General features: G+C 35.5%; 17 protein-coding genes. 10 read left to right on the forward strand and 7 right to left on the reverse strand.

All coding sequences use genetic code 11. The annotated features are described in order from the left end of the window. Positions 1-57: 57 nt before the first annotated feature. Genes CHB58_RS03210 through CHB58_RS03225 form a run of 4 tightly spaced genes read right to left on the reverse strand, consistent with a single transcriptional unit; the run spans position 58 to position 3,822 of the window. Positions 58-1,002: a flagellin N-terminal helical domain-containing protein gene (locus CHB58_RS03210; RefSeq protein WP_089322667.1), complete on the reverse strand. Its 945-nt coding sequence runs from the start codon at positions 1,000-1,002 to the stop codon at positions 58-60. A gap of 8 nt (positions 1,003-1,010) precedes the next feature. Continuing rightward, positions 1,011-2,372 (reverse strand): flagellar hook-associated protein FlgK, encoded by a 1,362-nt coding sequence (flgK, locus tag CHB58_RS03215; RefSeq protein WP_089322668.1) that lies wholly within the window; start codon positions 2,370-2,372, stop codon positions 1,011-1,013. 53 nt (positions 2,373-2,425) lie between these two features. Beyond that, positions 2,426-2,779, reverse strand: coding sequence for a hypothetical protein (locus CHB58_RS03220; RefSeq protein WP_089322669.1), 354 nt, complete (start codon positions 2,777-2,779; stop codon positions 2,426-2,428). Further along, positions 2,776-3,822 carry a potassium channel family protein gene (locus CHB58_RS03225; protein WP_089322670.1) on the reverse strand — a complete coding sequence of 349 codons (1,047 nt, stop codon included), beginning with the start codon at positions 3,820-3,822 and terminating at the stop codon, positions 2,776-2,778. Before CHB58_RS03225 ends, CHB58_RS03220 begins: the two co-directional genes overlap by 4 nt. A gap of 73 nt (positions 3,823-3,895) precedes the next feature. Here CHB58_RS03225 and CHB58_RS03230 point away from each other — a divergent pair, with 73 nt between their 5' ends. From CHB58_RS03230 to CHB58_RS03250, 5 genes are read left to right on the forward strand one after another with little or no spacing between them, the layout of a single operon-like run. Further along, on the forward strand, positions 3,896-4,405 hold the full coding sequence (locus CHB58_RS03230) for a RusA family crossover junction endodeoxyribonuclease (protein WP_089322671.1): 510 nt from the start codon (positions 3,896-3,898) through the stop codon (positions 4,403-4,405). Further along, positions 4,395-5,948, forward strand: a complete 1,554-nt coding sequence (locus CHB58_RS03235) for an NAD(P)/FAD-dependent oxidoreductase (protein ID WP_089322672.1) — start codon at positions 4,395-4,397, stop codon at positions 5,946-5,948. The genes CHB58_RS03230 and CHB58_RS03235 overlap by 11 nt, the downstream gene beginning before the upstream one ends. Continuing rightward, entirely contained in the window at positions 5,948-6,382 is a 435-nt protein-coding gene (locus CHB58_RS03240) for a GIY-YIG nuclease family protein (RefSeq protein ID WP_089322673.1), read from the forward strand. The genes CHB58_RS03235 and CHB58_RS03240 overlap by 1 nt, the downstream gene beginning before the upstream one ends. 2 nt (positions 6,383-6,384) lie before the next feature. Further along, positions 6,385-7,416: an anthranilate phosphoribosyltransferase gene (gene trpD / locus CHB58_RS03245; protein WP_089322674.1), complete on the forward strand. Its 1,032-nt coding sequence runs from the start codon at positions 6,385-6,387 to the stop codon at positions 7,414-7,416. 12 nt (positions 7,417-7,428) lie between these two features. Further along, complete coding sequence (locus CHB58_RS03250) at positions 7,429-8,265, forward strand: DUF808 family protein (RefSeq protein WP_089322675.1); 837 nt, start codon at positions 7,429-7,431, stop codon at positions 8,263-8,265. Here CHB58_RS03250 and CHB58_RS03255 read toward each other — a convergent pair. Together CHB58_RS03255 and CHB58_RS03260 are read right to left on the reverse strand one after the other, a co-directional pair. Then, entirely contained in the window at positions 8,230-8,628 is a 399-nt protein-coding gene (locus tag CHB58_RS03255; RefSeq protein ID WP_089322676.1) for a toprim domain-containing protein, read from the reverse strand. The two genes, CHB58_RS03250 and CHB58_RS03255, sit on opposite strands and share 36 nt — an antisense overlap. After that, a complete protein-coding gene (locus CHB58_RS03260; RefSeq protein WP_245807325.1) occupies positions 8,628-9,554 on the reverse strand; it encodes a hypothetical protein in 927 nt (308 codons plus the stop codon). The genes CHB58_RS03255 and CHB58_RS03260 overlap by 1 nt, the downstream gene beginning before the upstream one ends. A gap of 131 nt (positions 9,555-9,685) precedes the next feature. On the opposite strand from CHB58_RS03260, the gene pyrF reads away from it, so the two are divergent. The 5 genes from pyrF to flgM all read left to right on the forward strand — a co-directional run bounded on the left by pyrF (position 9,686) and on the right by flgM (position 13,042). Continuing rightward, positions 9,686-10,381 (forward strand): orotidine-5'-phosphate decarboxylase, encoded by a 696-nt coding sequence (gene pyrF, locus CHB58_RS03265; RefSeq protein WP_089322677.1) that lies wholly within the window; start codon positions 9,686-9,688, stop codon positions 10,379-10,381. A gap of 53 nt (positions 10,382-10,434) precedes the next feature. After that, complete coding sequence (locus CHB58_RS03270; protein WP_089322678.1) at positions 10,435-11,268, forward strand: YihY/virulence factor BrkB family protein; 834 nt, start codon at positions 10,435-10,437, stop codon at positions 11,266-11,268. After that, complete coding sequence (gene panC, locus CHB58_RS03275) at positions 11,246-12,100, forward strand: pantoate--beta-alanine ligase (protein ID WP_089322679.1); 855 nt, start codon at positions 11,246-11,248, stop codon at positions 12,098-12,100. Before CHB58_RS03270 ends, panC begins: the two co-directional genes overlap by 23 nt. Further along, positions 12,097-12,498 (forward strand): secondary thiamine-phosphate synthase enzyme YjbQ, encoded by a 402-nt coding sequence (locus CHB58_RS03280; protein ID WP_089322680.1) that lies wholly within the window; start codon positions 12,097-12,099, stop codon positions 12,496-12,498. The genes panC and CHB58_RS03280 overlap by 4 nt, the downstream gene beginning before the upstream one ends. Positions 12,499-12,751: 253 nt before the next feature. Further along, positions 12,752-13,042, forward strand: a complete 291-nt coding sequence (flgM, locus tag CHB58_RS03285) for a flagellar biosynthesis anti-sigma factor FlgM (RefSeq protein ID WP_089322681.1) — start codon at positions 12,752-12,754, stop codon at positions 13,040-13,042. Here the strand turns inward: flgM and CHB58_RS03290 are convergent. Continuing rightward, positions 13,020-13,217, reverse strand: coding sequence for a hypothetical protein (locus CHB58_RS03290; protein WP_089322682.1), 198 nt, complete (start codon positions 13,215-13,217; stop codon positions 13,020-13,022). The genes flgM and CHB58_RS03290 overlap by 23 nt on opposite strands. Positions 13,218-13,227: the final 10 nt, after the last annotated feature.

Here is a 13,227-nt window from a genome sequence, read left to right on the forward strand (position 1 = left end):
TTTTCTCATAAATTTATGAAGAAAGGAAAGAAAGGGCTATGTAGCCCTATTTGAAATTTATTTGATAAAGTTTAAGAGACTTAAGTCTTTTGTTCCCGCTACTGCTGCAAGAAGAGCCTGGTATGCTGTCTGGCTTTTTTGAAGATTTGATACGACTTCTGAAAAATCTGCATCTTCTATCTCAGATACAAGGTTTGTGAATTTTAGTTTTAGTGATTCATTCTGGGTTTTAAGGTCATTTAATGTTGCTATCTGACTTCCGATTTTTGACCTGTGAACCATCATTTTGGATAAGCCTTTATCAAAAGCATCAAGGAGTTTCATCTGGGTTGTAGTTCCTGTATTATCAAGGTCAACATCTATTGTAAGATTGTTGAGATTTTCTATATTTCCTGTATCTATCGCATTTACGATAGCATCTATTACGTCAACTACAAGAATTTTACCGCTTGCGTAATTAACACCCATGTATTCAGCGCCGTTAAAGGTTGTGTTCAGTTCCACACCTTTTGATACAGGGACTGTTGTTTCTTGAGTTTCTCCCTGATATGTGCCATCAGATAGGAAAGGTTGTGTTTTTGATTTTACTCCACCAAAAACGTAGTTGTCTCCGATGGAAAGATTTGCCTGATTTATTATGTAGTCTTTCATTTTAAGAAAATAGTCCTTTAATGTTTTAGCCTGGTCATCTGTAATTACACCGGTGTTTAAAATCTGAACGATTTTTACTCTTACAGCTTCAGCGGAATTTACAATTGTGCCCATAGTTGATTCAGCACTTTCAAGCTGATTTAATACCATGGTGCTGTTTCTCAGGTATGTTTCAAGCTGTTTGTTGAGTTTTTTATATCTCTGGCTTCTTGCAAAACTAACTATATCATCTGAAGGTTTAAGAAGTTTTTTCCCTGATGCTGCTTCAAGGTTATATCTTTCAAGTTCCTTCTGCCTTATATTGTCATATTTTTTAAAAAGATAAAAAAGGTTAATATCTGCCACTCTCATATTTCACCTCACTGAACCATATTAAGGACAGTTTGAATAAGTTCGTCAGTTACTGCTACAACTTTTGCAGATGCTTGATATGCTCTTTGAAATTTTGTAAGGTTTATAAATTCTTCATCTGTGTTTACGGCAGAAATTTCATTTAACTGTTGCTGAAGAGAATCTCTAATCTGGGTTGTTGAAGATATTAAATTGTCTGTTCTGCTTACTTCAGTTCCTATAGGTGTAACAATTTCAGATGTATAGTATTCTGCAAACGATTTATCACCAAGTCCTGAAATTTTCGTATCTTCAAGGGATATCATAGCCTTTATATTTTCGTTATTTGAATCTGGATAGGTTGGGTCAGATGATGCAGCTATAAGTTCTGGATCTTCAAATCCAAGGGTTATGTTAGAAGCGTCAACTGTTGCAGTGCCGTTATCTGCTACAAAAAGATCTGTTCCTGGATTTCCGTTTAGGTCAAAGCCTGCTTGTTGTTGATTGTTAATTGCGTTTGCAAATTCTGTTGTAAAAGTGTTTAACCGCGTAATTGTGCCATTTATTAGGTTAATTCCTTTTAAATATCCTCCAAGTTTTCCATTTTTAAATTCGGTTGTTATATCTGTTCCCCGCCATTTTATTATAGGGTTGTTATCTCCGTCTGTTTCAAAGGTAAGGGGAATGTTTTTTGTGTCAAGAACAAGCCCAAATCCTTTAGCAGTTGAAACGTTAACGGTTCCATCGTTGTTGAAAGTTGCTTTTATATCTATTAGAGAACTCAATTCCTTTAAAGTTCTATCTCTTTCGTCAAGATATTCATTATATCTTTCGGGATTGGAATTGTAATAAAATTTTATGTTGTCATTTATTTTTGCAAGTTTACTGGTTAAAAGATTTACTTTCTCAATGGTATCTTTTACACCGAGAGTTGTTTTGTCTTTAATATCTGTGAGGAAAGAGTAGCTCTGTCTTATCCTTCCTATTAAAGCTTTCGCCTTGGAAAGTGCATCGTACCTTGCAGCAATATCACCAGGATTAACGGCTATATCGTTTAATGAGGCGAAAAACTGGTTTAATGCTTCTCCAAAACCTGCTCCGGATGTTTCGTTAAATACATCTTCTATTTGTGTTAAAACAGACTTATAGTTATCAAGGCCTTCAGCTTCCTGGTTTACATTTAAAAGCCTGCTAAATACAATCTTACTTGAAACTCTTCTTATATCTTGAATATAAGCGCCACTTTTTGCCGGAAGGTCTGCAATTATCGGTTCTTCCCTTGAATATCCGTCAGAAAAGGCATTGGATATGTTTTTGTTTGTAGTATTTATAGCACTTTGATACGTTAACAATGATTGGCCAGCTATTGAAAGGGCGTAGAGTAGTGCCATCTATAACCTCCCATTTTCCTATACAACTATTATCGTTTATTTGTGTTGATTTTTTATACTTTTTTGCCAAAAATAGAGCTGGTACCTTTTATTTTCCCATTTGAAGAGTATGTGTTTATATATTCTTCAGGAATTAAGCTTTTTATAGTTTCTTCTAAGATATCCATATTGTTTATTAGAAGAATCTGGTTTCTACTATTTATCTCTTCAATTTCCTTTAGTTTGTTTTTGAAAGGTTCAAGGTCTTTTGCTTCAAGTGTTGCAAGCCTTGATAGTAATTTTCTTTTTTTCTCATTTATTTCAAGGAGCTTATCGGCTGTATCGTTTGAGGAAATTCCTTTTTTCAAAAGAGTGTTTTCCTCCTTTACCAGATTCAAAAGAAGGTCAATCTCTTTTTCTATGTTCATTCCAGCTCTCCGTTTAAAAGCTTTTTAAGTTTTTCAAATTGCTCTGTTGTTCCTATTATAATTATAGTATCTCCTTTTAGAAGCATCGTTGTTGATACCGGGTTTAGAATAAATGATCCGTCAGCCCTTTTTATACCTATAACGATTACTCCGGTTTTTTGAGGTATCTGAACGTCTTTTAAAAGTTTTCCGTGAACTGGAGAATCTGGAGGAATTTTAACCTCTTCAAGTCTAAGGTCTATCTCTCCATGTCTTGTAACGATATCAAGGAAGCTTACAACGTTCGGCCTTATCGCCATTGATGCCATACGGATACCGCCTATTGTGTTTGGAGATATAACTTCATCAGCTCCTGCCATTTTAAGTTTTGGAATACTTGATTCTTCTGATGCTCTTGACACTATTTTTATTCTTGAATTTAAGTTTTTTGCAGAAAGCGTTATAAATAGGTTTTCAGAATCGTTTGATGTGGTGATTATAAGGTTTGATGCCGATTTTATTCCTGCTTTTAAAAGAGTTTCATCATCGGTTGCATCTCCTATCAAGTATCGCATATTGTGGAAGGTTTCTAAAGCTTTATCTATCTTCTCATGGTCTTTTTCAATAACAACAAAAGGAATTTTCTCTCTGTGCAGTTCCTGAATAGCGGCAAGACCTGTTCTTCCAAGTCCGCACACTATTGTATGGTTTTTCATCTGGGATATCATCTTCTCCAACCTCTTTAAAGCAAAATATTTTTTCAGATCTCCTTCAAATACCATATATGCTATTGTTGAAGCTCCGTAAGCGTAAACGCCGAAGGCAACAGTAATAATTATCATTGTAAATATACGTCCAGGTTTTGACAGTGGATGGATTTCTCCATAGCCTACCGTTGAAATGGTTATAATTACGTGCCAGAGGGAATCAAAGAAAGACCATTTTTCAATTAACATTGTGCCTACGGTTGCTACTAAAACGACACCTATAAGAAGTGATAAAATCCACGTAAACTTTTTTACAACAGTTTTCCGCAGGTATTCAAGTTCAGCCTGTTTACTCATAAGTTGTTTTCCTTAAGTTAAGTGATATCTTTTTGAAAGGAGATTATACCACTACAAATAGTGTGGAGTGTGGATGAAAAGATTTAGATTTTATTTTGTTGGAAAGATTCCAAGTAAGGCAAACTTCAAAAAGATTTCTCACAGGCGTGTTTACGGAGAGATGAAGCCTTTTATAATAAATAGTGCCGATGTTTTAGCCTCTCAGCGGGAGGCGATTTTTCAATTTCATATTCAAAAGCAAAAATACGGTATGGAGCTTTTTCCTATAGATAAACCTGTAAAAGTTTCATTTACTTTTTTGCTTTCAGGCAGAGTAAAGCAAAGAGATATAGATAATGCTGAAAAGTTTATAGGAGATGTTCTTGAAAAGGCCGAAGTTTTAAAGCGAGATTCTTTGATCTATGTAAAGGAGAAGGTGGAGAAAAGACTTGGGATAAAAAAATTTGAAGAGATAGTTATTATAGATATAGAAGTGCTGAAGGATTCGCTTGTTAAGGAGTTTGAGAAAGAGGTGGAGAATTTAGAAGAAGGGCTTGTTGAATTTTTAAAAGAGCTTCGTATAGAGGTGCCTTATGAAGGTTGAAGTTGATATTAAAGTTAAGCCTGAAGAGAATTTAGAGAAAAAACTTAAAGAAATAGGTCTTTTTGGTGATTTTAAAATTTTAAAAAAGTCTCTTGATGCAAGGAAAAGGCCCGAGTTTCATTACAGGTTACTTTTTGATTTACCTGAAAAGGCGGCTGACAGGTTGATTACAGAAGGGATAGCAAAACCTTATAAACCTATTGAAGAGCTGAAAATTCCGTCTGTTTCAAAACCTTTTAAAGTGGCTGTTGTGGGCAGTGGTCCTGCAGGATTGTTTGCTGCTTATGTTCTTGCGAAAGGAGGAGCAGATGTTACAGTTTTTGAAAGAGGGAGGATTGTTTCCCAGCGAGAGGAGGATGTTCAAAGATTCTGGATAAAGCGAGAACTTGATGAAAACTCAAATGTTCAGTTTGGAGAAGGTGGAGCTGGAACTTTTTCCGATGGAAAGCTTACTACCCGTGTGAAGGATAAAAAGAAGTATTTTGTATATAAACTTTTCGTGGAACATGGAGCTCCATCTGAGATTTTGTACCTTTCAAAACCACATATAGGGACAGATAAACTTCGGAAAATAATTCCATCTTTTAGAAAAACTCTTGAATCTATGGGGGTTAAATTTAAGTTTTCCTCTCTTGTATATGATATTGAGCCAGAAGAGAGAGTGAAACTTTTTTATGAAAATCTTCTTTTCCAGAAGGACTTTTCAGAAGAGTTTGATGAGGTGGTTCTTGCTATTGGAAATAGTGCAAGAGACACTTTTTCCATGCTTAAAAAGAGGGGATTTCATACTGTTGCTAAGCCGTTTGCTGTAGGAGTAAGAATTATTCATCCTCAGCGTCTTATAAATCGCATGCAGTATGGTAGATTTCATGAACATCCGGAACTTCCCCCTGCTGAGTATTCTATCACCGCAAAAATAAAGAATAGAGGAGTTTTCTCTTTCTGTATGTGCCCTGGCGGTGTTGTAATATGTTCATCTTCAGAAAGAGAAACTGTTGTTTCAAACGGGATGAGCAACTATGCACGGGAAGGAGTTATGGCAAATAGTGCTATAGTTGTTCAGATGTTCCCTGAAGACTTTGCCAATGACCCGTTTAAGGCAATTGAGTTTCAGAGAAGTCTTGAGAAAAAGGCTTTTGTGGCAGCAGGTGGGAATTATTCTATGCCGGCGCAAAATCTTATAGATTTTCTTAAGGGTAAAGAAACTTCCCTTCGGAAACTTCCAAAACATGGATTTATTCCGGAGATTTCATCTGTAAGACTTGATAAGCTTCTTCCGGGCTTTATAACCTGTGCTTTAAAGGGTGCTTTTAAATACTGGGAAAAGAGGTTGAAATTTTTTGTTTCTGAGGAAGCCACTCTTGTTGGAGTTGAAACAAGAACATCCTCTCCGATTAAGATGTTAAGAGAAAGGAATTTTTCTGCTGCTGGTTTTCCTAATGTTTATCCTGCAGGTGAAGGTGCTGGATATGCTGGCGGAATAACAAGTTCTGCAATTGATGGTATAAATGTTGCAATTTCTATTCTGGAGAAGTATGGCTGATGAGTTTTCCACCGAAAAAGGGAACCTATATTATTGTTTTTAATTACGGGAAAAGCAGGATGATAAAGGTTAAATCAGGAAAATTTTTTATTGAGAAAGGAAGATATTGTTATATCGGTTCGGCATTTGGGTCAGGAGGCATCTTTTCAAGGATTCAAAGGCATTTAAAAAAACGGAAGAAGAAACACTGGCATCTTGATTTTCTTTCTGTCTCGCCTTTCTTTAAAGCGGTTTCTGTTTATTGTTTTTTTAATTTAAAAATTGAGTGTGAGATAGCTGAAAAATTCTTAAAAGTGTTTTATCCTGTAGCAGGATTTGGTGCTTCAGATTGCTCTTGCATTTCTCATCTTTTCTTTATGGAAGATAAAAACTCCAGAGAAATTGATAGAATAGTTAAAGAATTCCAGTTTGAGAAATTTGATTTAAGGGGGTAGTTGTGGAGTTTAAAACTTTACTTGATAGCGTTATTGAAGGTCAACATCTTTCTTTTAAAGATACTCAGGGCCTTTTTAACAATATAATGGACGGGAAGCTGTCAGAAGCTCAAATAGCGGGAATACTTGTGGCGCTAAGGATGAAAGGAGAAACTGTTGATGAGATAGCGGCTGCGGCTTCTGTTATGAGAGCTAAAAGTAGAAAGGTTCCACTTTCAGATGATATGAGAAATAAAGTGGTTGATACCTGCGGAACGGGAGGGGACCTTAAAGGGACGTTTAATATTTCAACAACTGTTGCTTTTGTTCTTGCTGCAGGTGGTGTTCCTGTTGCAAAACACGGTAACAGGTCTGTTTCAAGTAAATGTGGAAGTGCTGATATTCTTGAAGCTCTTGGTGTTAAGATAGACCTTCCTCCAGAAGGTGTGGCAAAGTGCATAGAGGAAACCGGGTTTGGTTTTATGTTTGCTCCTGTTTTTCATCCTGCTATGGCAAATGTCGTAAAGCCAAGGAAAGATCTGGGAGTTAGAACAATATTTAATATTCTAGGTCCTTTAACAAACCCAGCCGGAGCTAAAAAACAGCTTATGGGTGTTTTTAACGGAGATTTGACAGAGAAACTTGCGAAAGTGCTTTCTGTTTTAGGCGTTGAAAGGGCTTGTGTCGTTCACGGTTTTGACGGGATGGATGAGATTACTATATGCGATAGAACAAAAATTACCGAGCTTTCAAACGGGAAGATTGAAAGTTATATAGTCGCACCGGAGGATTTTGGATTTAAAAGAGCCGATATTTCAGACATTAAAGCTTTTGATACTACCGGAGAAAACAAACTGCTTGTTGAGAAGATTTTAAAAGGGGAGGATGATTCTCCAAAAAGAGACATGGTAGCTCTTAACGCAGGATTTGGGTTTTACGTGGCAGGAGTTGTTCATTCACCTTTAGAGGGAGTTAAAAAAGCGCTTGATTTACTTGCTTCCGGTAAGCCTTATGAAATTCTGAAAAAGGTTTCACAGGTTAGTTACTTTTTATAAATGGGAGATTAGATGGCTTCAGGGATATTTGCACTTCTTGATGATGTGGCTACTTTACTTGATGACATATCAACGGCGGCTAAAATTGCTACAAAGAAAACAGCTGGTATTTTAGGTGATGATCTTGCGGTAAATGCAGAAAAATCTTCTAAGTTTGCTTCAGATAGAGAGATTCCTGTTCTTCTTGAGATAATAAAAGGTTCTTTTATTAATAAGGCTGTGATTCTTCCTGCTGTTTTTCTTTTAAATTTCTTTTTTCCGGTTGTTATAAGGATTCTGCTTCTAATTGGTGGAGCTTATCTTGCCTATGAGGCTTTTGAAAAGGTGTTTGAGTTTTTCTTTCATAAGGAGAGGAAAGAGAAGGTATCAATCTTTTCAAGGGAAGTGGAAGATAAAAAAATAAAAGAAGCACTTATAACAGATTTTATACTTTCTCTTGAAGTTATAATAATAGCCCTTAGTGCTGTTATTGATAAACCTTTAATAACACAGATAGTAGTTGTCACACTTATTTCACTCATTACTACTGTAGGAGTTTACGGACTTGTTCTGCTAATAGTAAGAATGGATGATTTTGGCCTGGTGCTTGTTTCTACAGATTCTAAAATTTTGAAAGCGGTAGGAAGGTTTTTAATTTTCCTTCTTCCAAAAGTTATAAAAGCTCTTGAAGTTATTGGAACTTTTGCTATGTTTACAGTGGCTGGTGGAATTTATAATCATGCTTTTCACATTACTGAAAGGTTGCTTATTCAAGTGCCTTTAATTGTGACAGAAATTCTCATAGGTTTTTGTCTGGGAGGTGTGATTTTTCTATCAATTTCTTCTGTTAAAAGACTGCTGGGCAAGTAGCTTTGAAGGAATTTCCTCAATAAATCTTATTCCTGTTTCTCTTAAACTTTCACGAAACGAGGTGTTAACATTTAGATTGTATTTACAAAATACCGATTTTAATTTTTTTGCAATTTCCTCTCCTTCAGGGTCAAAATCTGCAAGAAGTATCACTACTGATGGATTTACTTTATCTGCAATAAATTCAGAAAAGGTGTGAAAATTTCTCCCTTTAAGATCATAAACATTCATTATTCCAAACTTTTCAAGGGCTGTGCGGTCTCTTTTCCCTTCAACTACAATAATTGCTTTTTCTTTTCTGTTTATGAAGTTTTTCAGATCGATCAACCACGATTTTAACTTTTTTACTTTCTCTTTTTCCATTATCCCATCCTGCTTAACATGATTCCCATAATCATATTATATGTTGCTGGCATGAAACTTTGAATTGAGATTAAAACCGCAACAACCTTTAAGGGATATAATCCAAGGTAGTATGGAAGAACATAAGCCCACCATGCTCTTAAAAATGTAAAACAGGCGTTTCCAAGGAACATTGCACCAAGAATTTTTGTTATGGGATAATGTTTTGCTATCATAACCTTAATGAGCCCGTAGGCCACAGGAGGACTTATTGCTGCTGTTGCCACGTAAGTAGCGCATAAATTGTCAAGACCTATCCAATTAAGGACCGGATTCATTATCAGGAGCATCTTATCCATTATTCCGTGGATTATAAGGTAGATAACAAGTGTGAAAAGAGGAGTAAATTTCAGTATAAATTTTACACTTTCCTTTATGCCGATGATAAAACCTGTTTTAATTGTGTTAAACGTTAGTTCAACATTTACTTTTTCCGGAGTAATTTTTTCTTTTCTTAAATTTCTATAAAGTTTTTTGCCTATTATCATCACAGCTATAAATACAATAAAGTCAAACAGCAATCGCAACATTCCGTAATAAATGGCTAAAACTCCTATCAGGGGAATTAATACAGGGAAATAGTATCTGTAAAGAAAGGTTATTCTCATCGGAAAGTTTGTAGCTGCTATTGTAAGGTAAAGATCTATAGGTTTTATTTTTTTCTCTTTTAAAAGTTTTGAAGCGTGAATATGGGCAGCTCTTGGACTTACAAGATAGAGAATTGGTAGATGGGAAAGGAGAGGATGAATGCCAAATCTTGATAATTTTACCGTCTTTACTCCGAGCCAGTTTATAAACTTTGTCTGGGTGAATATTCCTGCTATAACATATCCGAATGTTATAGATGAGATAATCATAAAGTAAAGTTTGACAAAATCTATTTTCATGATTTCCTTTTTGTTTTAAAAGTTGATTTTATAAAGATAGGAACTTATCAAATGATAGAAAACTGTTTTAAGGTTTCTTTTTCTTTCTGAAAAGAATAAATTGTGTGGCAACAAAAAGATCGGAGGATAGAATGCTTATAGTTGCTCTTGATTTTCCTGATACTTTAACTGCTATGGAAACTGTTGATAGATTGAAAGGAAAAGTGAAAACTTTTAAGGTTGGTCTTGAGCTCTTCTTGAGGGGTGGATTTGAAATTGTTGAAAAAATCCACAATAGAGGTTGTGGAGTGTTCCTTGACCTTAAGTTTCATGATATTCCAAATACCGTTTGCGGTGCTGCAAAGGTTGCAATAGAAAATGAGGTTTTTATGTATAACGTTCATACACTTGGAGGATTTGATTTTTTGAAAAAGGTTGCAGATTTTAATAGAGAGTATGCCGAGCAGATGGGTGTAAGGCGTCCTCTTCTCATAGGTGTTACCATTCTTACGAGTATGGATGATGAAGATTTAAAAACTATCGGTATAGAGAGCGGTGTTAAAACTGTCGTGCTTAAGCTTGCTGAAAATGCTAAAAAAGCCGGTCTTGATGGGGTTGTCTGTTCTCCTGAAGAGATTGAAATGATAAAAAAGGAGTTTGGTGAAGGATTTATCACAGTAACTCCCGGTATTCGTCCTGATTGGGCAGCAAAAAATGACCAGAAAAGGGTAATGACACCGAAAGAGGCTAAAAAGGCAGGAGCTGATTTTATAGTTGTTGGAAGACCTATAACAAGAGCTGCGAATGTTGCAGAGGCTGCTGAGAGAGTTCTTAAAGAAATATCTTAGGTTATTTCTTAAAGTCTTTTAAGCTTAAACATTATTTTGTATCATTGGTTGCCATGATATGTAGAAAACTTCTTGGAAAGAAAAGATTTATAAACTATGTGCTTTACGCTGTGTGTGATGCTTTTGAAAGTGATTATATGTTTTGCGCAGCGGCTATAGCGTATTTTACCCTTGTTTCAATTATTCCTCTTTTTATAACTATGTTTTTTATAGAAATTCTTGTTTTTAACGTGGATATTCTTTCTATGCTTCCTAAAGAGCTTCTTAACTCTCCTTTGAAGCCGTTTTTTGAGAGAATCCAGCATGTTATTTTAAGCACCGGAATAGTAAGTGGAACTGCTATTCCTATAATGCTCTGGTTTGCCCGTGGAGTTTTTCTTGCTGTTGAGCGGTCTTTCACCTACATTCTTGGCAAATGTAATCCTGCTGGTTATATAGGGCGAAATATTCTTGTTATTTTGTTTATTTTTGTTCTGTGGATTTTGATGTTTGGGTTTTACTCGTTAAAGCTGTTTTTTGCTGTTGTTTTTCCCTCCAACTTTCTTGCAATGTTAATATCTTCTGTGGGACTTCTTGTTGTTATGTTTCTTATTCTCTTCTGTCTTTACTACTTCTTGCTTCCTGTAAAGTTTCACTGGAAAATGGTTTTTAAGGTGTCAGTTTTTGTGTTTATTATGCTGATTCTTTTTGAGAGAGGTTTTCTTTATTTTGTAGAGAACATTTCAAAGATTGATATTCTGTTTGGTTCTTTTGCTGCGGTTATAGTTTTTCTTCTCTGGATTTACTATTCTGCAATAATGGTTCTGATAGGCGCAGGTATTTTAAAGGCTAAAATGATAGTTGAAGGGAGTTATGGGGAAGGTTATGAGGGTAATAAGAACGGTTAAAGAGATGAAAGGTGTTGTAAGAGCTTTTAAAAGAGTGGGGAAAAGTATCGGCTTTGTTCCAACAATGGGTTATCTACACGAAGGGCATTTGAGTCTTGTTAGAGCGGCTAAGAAAGAAAATGATCTTGTTGTTATGAGTATATTTGTTAATCCTATTCAGTTTGCTCCAGGTGAGGATTTTGAGAGATATCCGAGGGATGAGAAGAGGGATTTTAACCTTGCAGAAAAGGAAGGTGTTGATATTGTTTTTGTGCCTTCGGTAAAAGAGATGTATCCCCGAAAAAATTTAACTTTTGTTGAAGTAGAAGAGATAACACAGTATCTTTGCGGTGGTAAAAGACCTGGGCATTTTAAAGGTGTGACAACTGTGGTTACAAAACTTTTTAATATAGTAATGCCTGACAGGGCTTATTTCGGAAAAAAGGATTTTCAGCAGTTTAAAGTTATAAAAAGAATGGTAGAAGACCTTAACATGGATGTAGAGGTTGTGGGTTGCCCCATTGTAAGGGAAAAGGACGGTCTTGCTTTGAGTTCCAGAAACATTTATCTAACAGAGAAGGAAAGAGAATCAGCCCTTGCTCTTTATAAAAGTTTACTTCTTGCCAGGAAGCTAATAGAGGAAGGAGAAACATCTGCAGAGAGGATAAAAGAGAAGATGAAAGAATTTATCCTTTCTTTTCCACATGTTAAAAATGTGGACTATGTTGAAATTGTTGACCAGGATAGTTTTAAAAGTGTAGAATATGTAAAGGAAAGGGATTTAATAGCTCTTGCTGTCTTTGTTGGAGATGCAAGGCTTATAGATAACTGGGTAGTGGGGGAAGAGTTATGATATATGAAATTACTCTTAGAACATCAAAGCGTTCGCAGTTTATAGACATATCCCGTGAGGTTCAGGGGATTGTTTCCCGTAGCGGTGTGGAGGAGGGAATATGTGTTGTGTATGTTCCCCATACTACAGCTGGTATAACAATAAATGAAAATGCTGATCCAACAGTCAGGAAAGATATTGTTAGTTATCTTGAAAAGTATGTTCCGTGGAAGGAAGCTTACTTTGAACATATAGAGGGAAATTCGGCAGCACACATCAAGTCTTCTCTTATAGGTTGTAATATAACGGTGATAGTTAAAGATGGTAGGTTACTTTTAGGGCAGTGGCAGGGAATTTATTTTTGTGAATTTGATGGTCCGAGAAACAGAAGGGTTATTGTTAAGGTATTAGAAGGATAATATCTTAAAAGTGTTTGAAAATTCTCATTTGTTTCTAAAAGGTATTGAGATTCTTCGGCTGCAAAGCAGCCTCAGAATGACGAAGAGAGTCATCCTGAGGGCAAAGCCCGAAGGATCTCTTAAAGTTCATAGCCATTTTTCAAACAGCCTCGATAATATTTTTCATATTTGGAAATAAATAGGCTAAAATTTTTGGTGAAGATTACGATAATAAATAGTGAATGGCTTAATCGAATTGGTAGGAGATGGGAAAATGAAAATAGAAAGATTTCAACAAAATTTTGTGGATATATCTGATGTTAAGCAGAAGCAGCTGAGAAATAGAGAAAGGAATGGTAAGCTTAAGGGAAATACTGTTCAGGAAAGTGTTTCTCTTTCTTCTGAAGGGGTTAATGTAGAACTGCAAATAAAAGAGCAGGTTGCTCTTAAAAAAGTTGATTCTGAAAAAGTTGACCAGATAAAGCAAGCTATTGCTTCTGGGGATTATAGTGTTGATGTTCATAAGATTTCTGATTCTATAATTAAAGAAATTCTTGGTCTATAATTTCAATTATGTGAAACGAAACAAGCGATGCCAGCTCAAGACATGTGTCTTGGGCTGGTTTCTCTATTTTAATTAGAAACTTTTCAACTTCTTCTTTTAAAAACTCAATATCGCTATTTTTAAGCCCTTGATTAATTATGTTGTTTAATTCTTTAGTATAATCTTCTTTGTTCATTCTGTTTCTC

Origin of the sequence: Desulfurobacterium atlanticum (assembly GCF_900188395.1) — a bacterium.
Classification (GTDB): Bacteria; Aquificota; Aquificia; order Desulfurobacteriales; family Desulfurobacteriaceae; genus Desulfurobacterium_A; species Desulfurobacterium_A atlanticum.

Excerpts from the sequence above, each read along its gene's own strand:
- flgK (WP_089322668.1), bottom strand. The coding sequence starts at position 2,372 with ATGGCACTACTCTACGCCCTTTCAATAGCTGGCCAATCATTGTTAACG.
- CHB58_RS03230 (WP_089322671.1), top strand. The coding sequence starts at position 3,896 with ATGAAAAGATTTAGATTTTATTTTGTTGGAAAGATTCCAAGTAAGGCA.
- CHB58_RS03240 (WP_089322673.1), top strand. The coding sequence starts at position 5,948 with ATGAGTTTTCCACCGAAAAAGGGAACCTATATTATTGTTTTTAATTAC.
- flgM (WP_089322681.1), top strand. The coding sequence starts at position 12,752 with ATGAAAATAGAAAGATTTCAACAAAATTTTGTGGATATATCTGATGTT.
- CHB58_RS03225 (WP_089322670.1), bottom strand. The coding sequence starts at position 3,822 with ATGAGTAAACAGGCTGAACTTGAATACCTGCGGAAAACTGTTGTAAAA.
- pyrF (WP_089322677.1), top strand. The coding sequence starts at position 9,686 with ATGCTTATAGTTGCTCTTGATTTTCCTGATACTTTAACTGCTATGGAA.
- CHB58_RS03280 (WP_089322680.1), top strand. The coding sequence starts at position 12,097 with ATGATATATGAAATTACTCTTAGAACATCAAAGCGTTCGCAGTTTATA.
- CHB58_RS03250 (WP_089322675.1), top strand. The coding sequence starts at position 7,429 with ATGGCTTCAGGGATATTTGCACTTCTTGATGATGTGGCTACTTTACTT.
- CHB58_RS03255 (WP_089322676.1), bottom strand. The coding sequence starts at position 8,628 with ATGGAAAAAGAGAAAGTAAAAAAGTTAAAATCGTGGTTGATCGATCTG.
- panC (WP_089322679.1), top strand. The coding sequence starts at position 11,246 with ATGAGGGTAATAAGAACGGTTAAAGAGATGAAAGGTGTTGTAAGAGCT.
- CHB58_RS03220 (WP_089322669.1), bottom strand. The coding sequence starts at position 2,779 with ATGAACATAGAAAAAGAGATTGACCTTCTTTTGAATCTGGTAAAGGAG.
- CHB58_RS03290 (WP_089322682.1), bottom strand. The coding sequence starts at position 13,217 with ATGAACAAAGAAGATTATACTAAAGAATTAAACAACATAATTAATCAA.
- CHB58_RS03235 (WP_089322672.1), top strand. The coding sequence starts at position 4,395 with ATGAAGGTTGAAGTTGATATTAAAGTTAAGCCTGAAGAGAATTTAGAG.
- CHB58_RS03270 (WP_089322678.1), top strand. The coding sequence starts at position 10,435 with ATGATATGTAGAAAACTTCTTGGAAAGAAAAGATTTATAAACTATGTG.
- CHB58_RS03260 (WP_245807325.1), bottom strand. The coding sequence starts at position 9,554 with ATGAAAATAGATTTTGTCAAACTTTACTTTATGATTATCTCATCTATA.
- CHB58_RS03210 (WP_089322667.1), bottom strand. The coding sequence starts at position 1,002 with ATGAGAGTGGCAGATATTAACCTTTTTTATCTTTTTAAAAAATATGAC.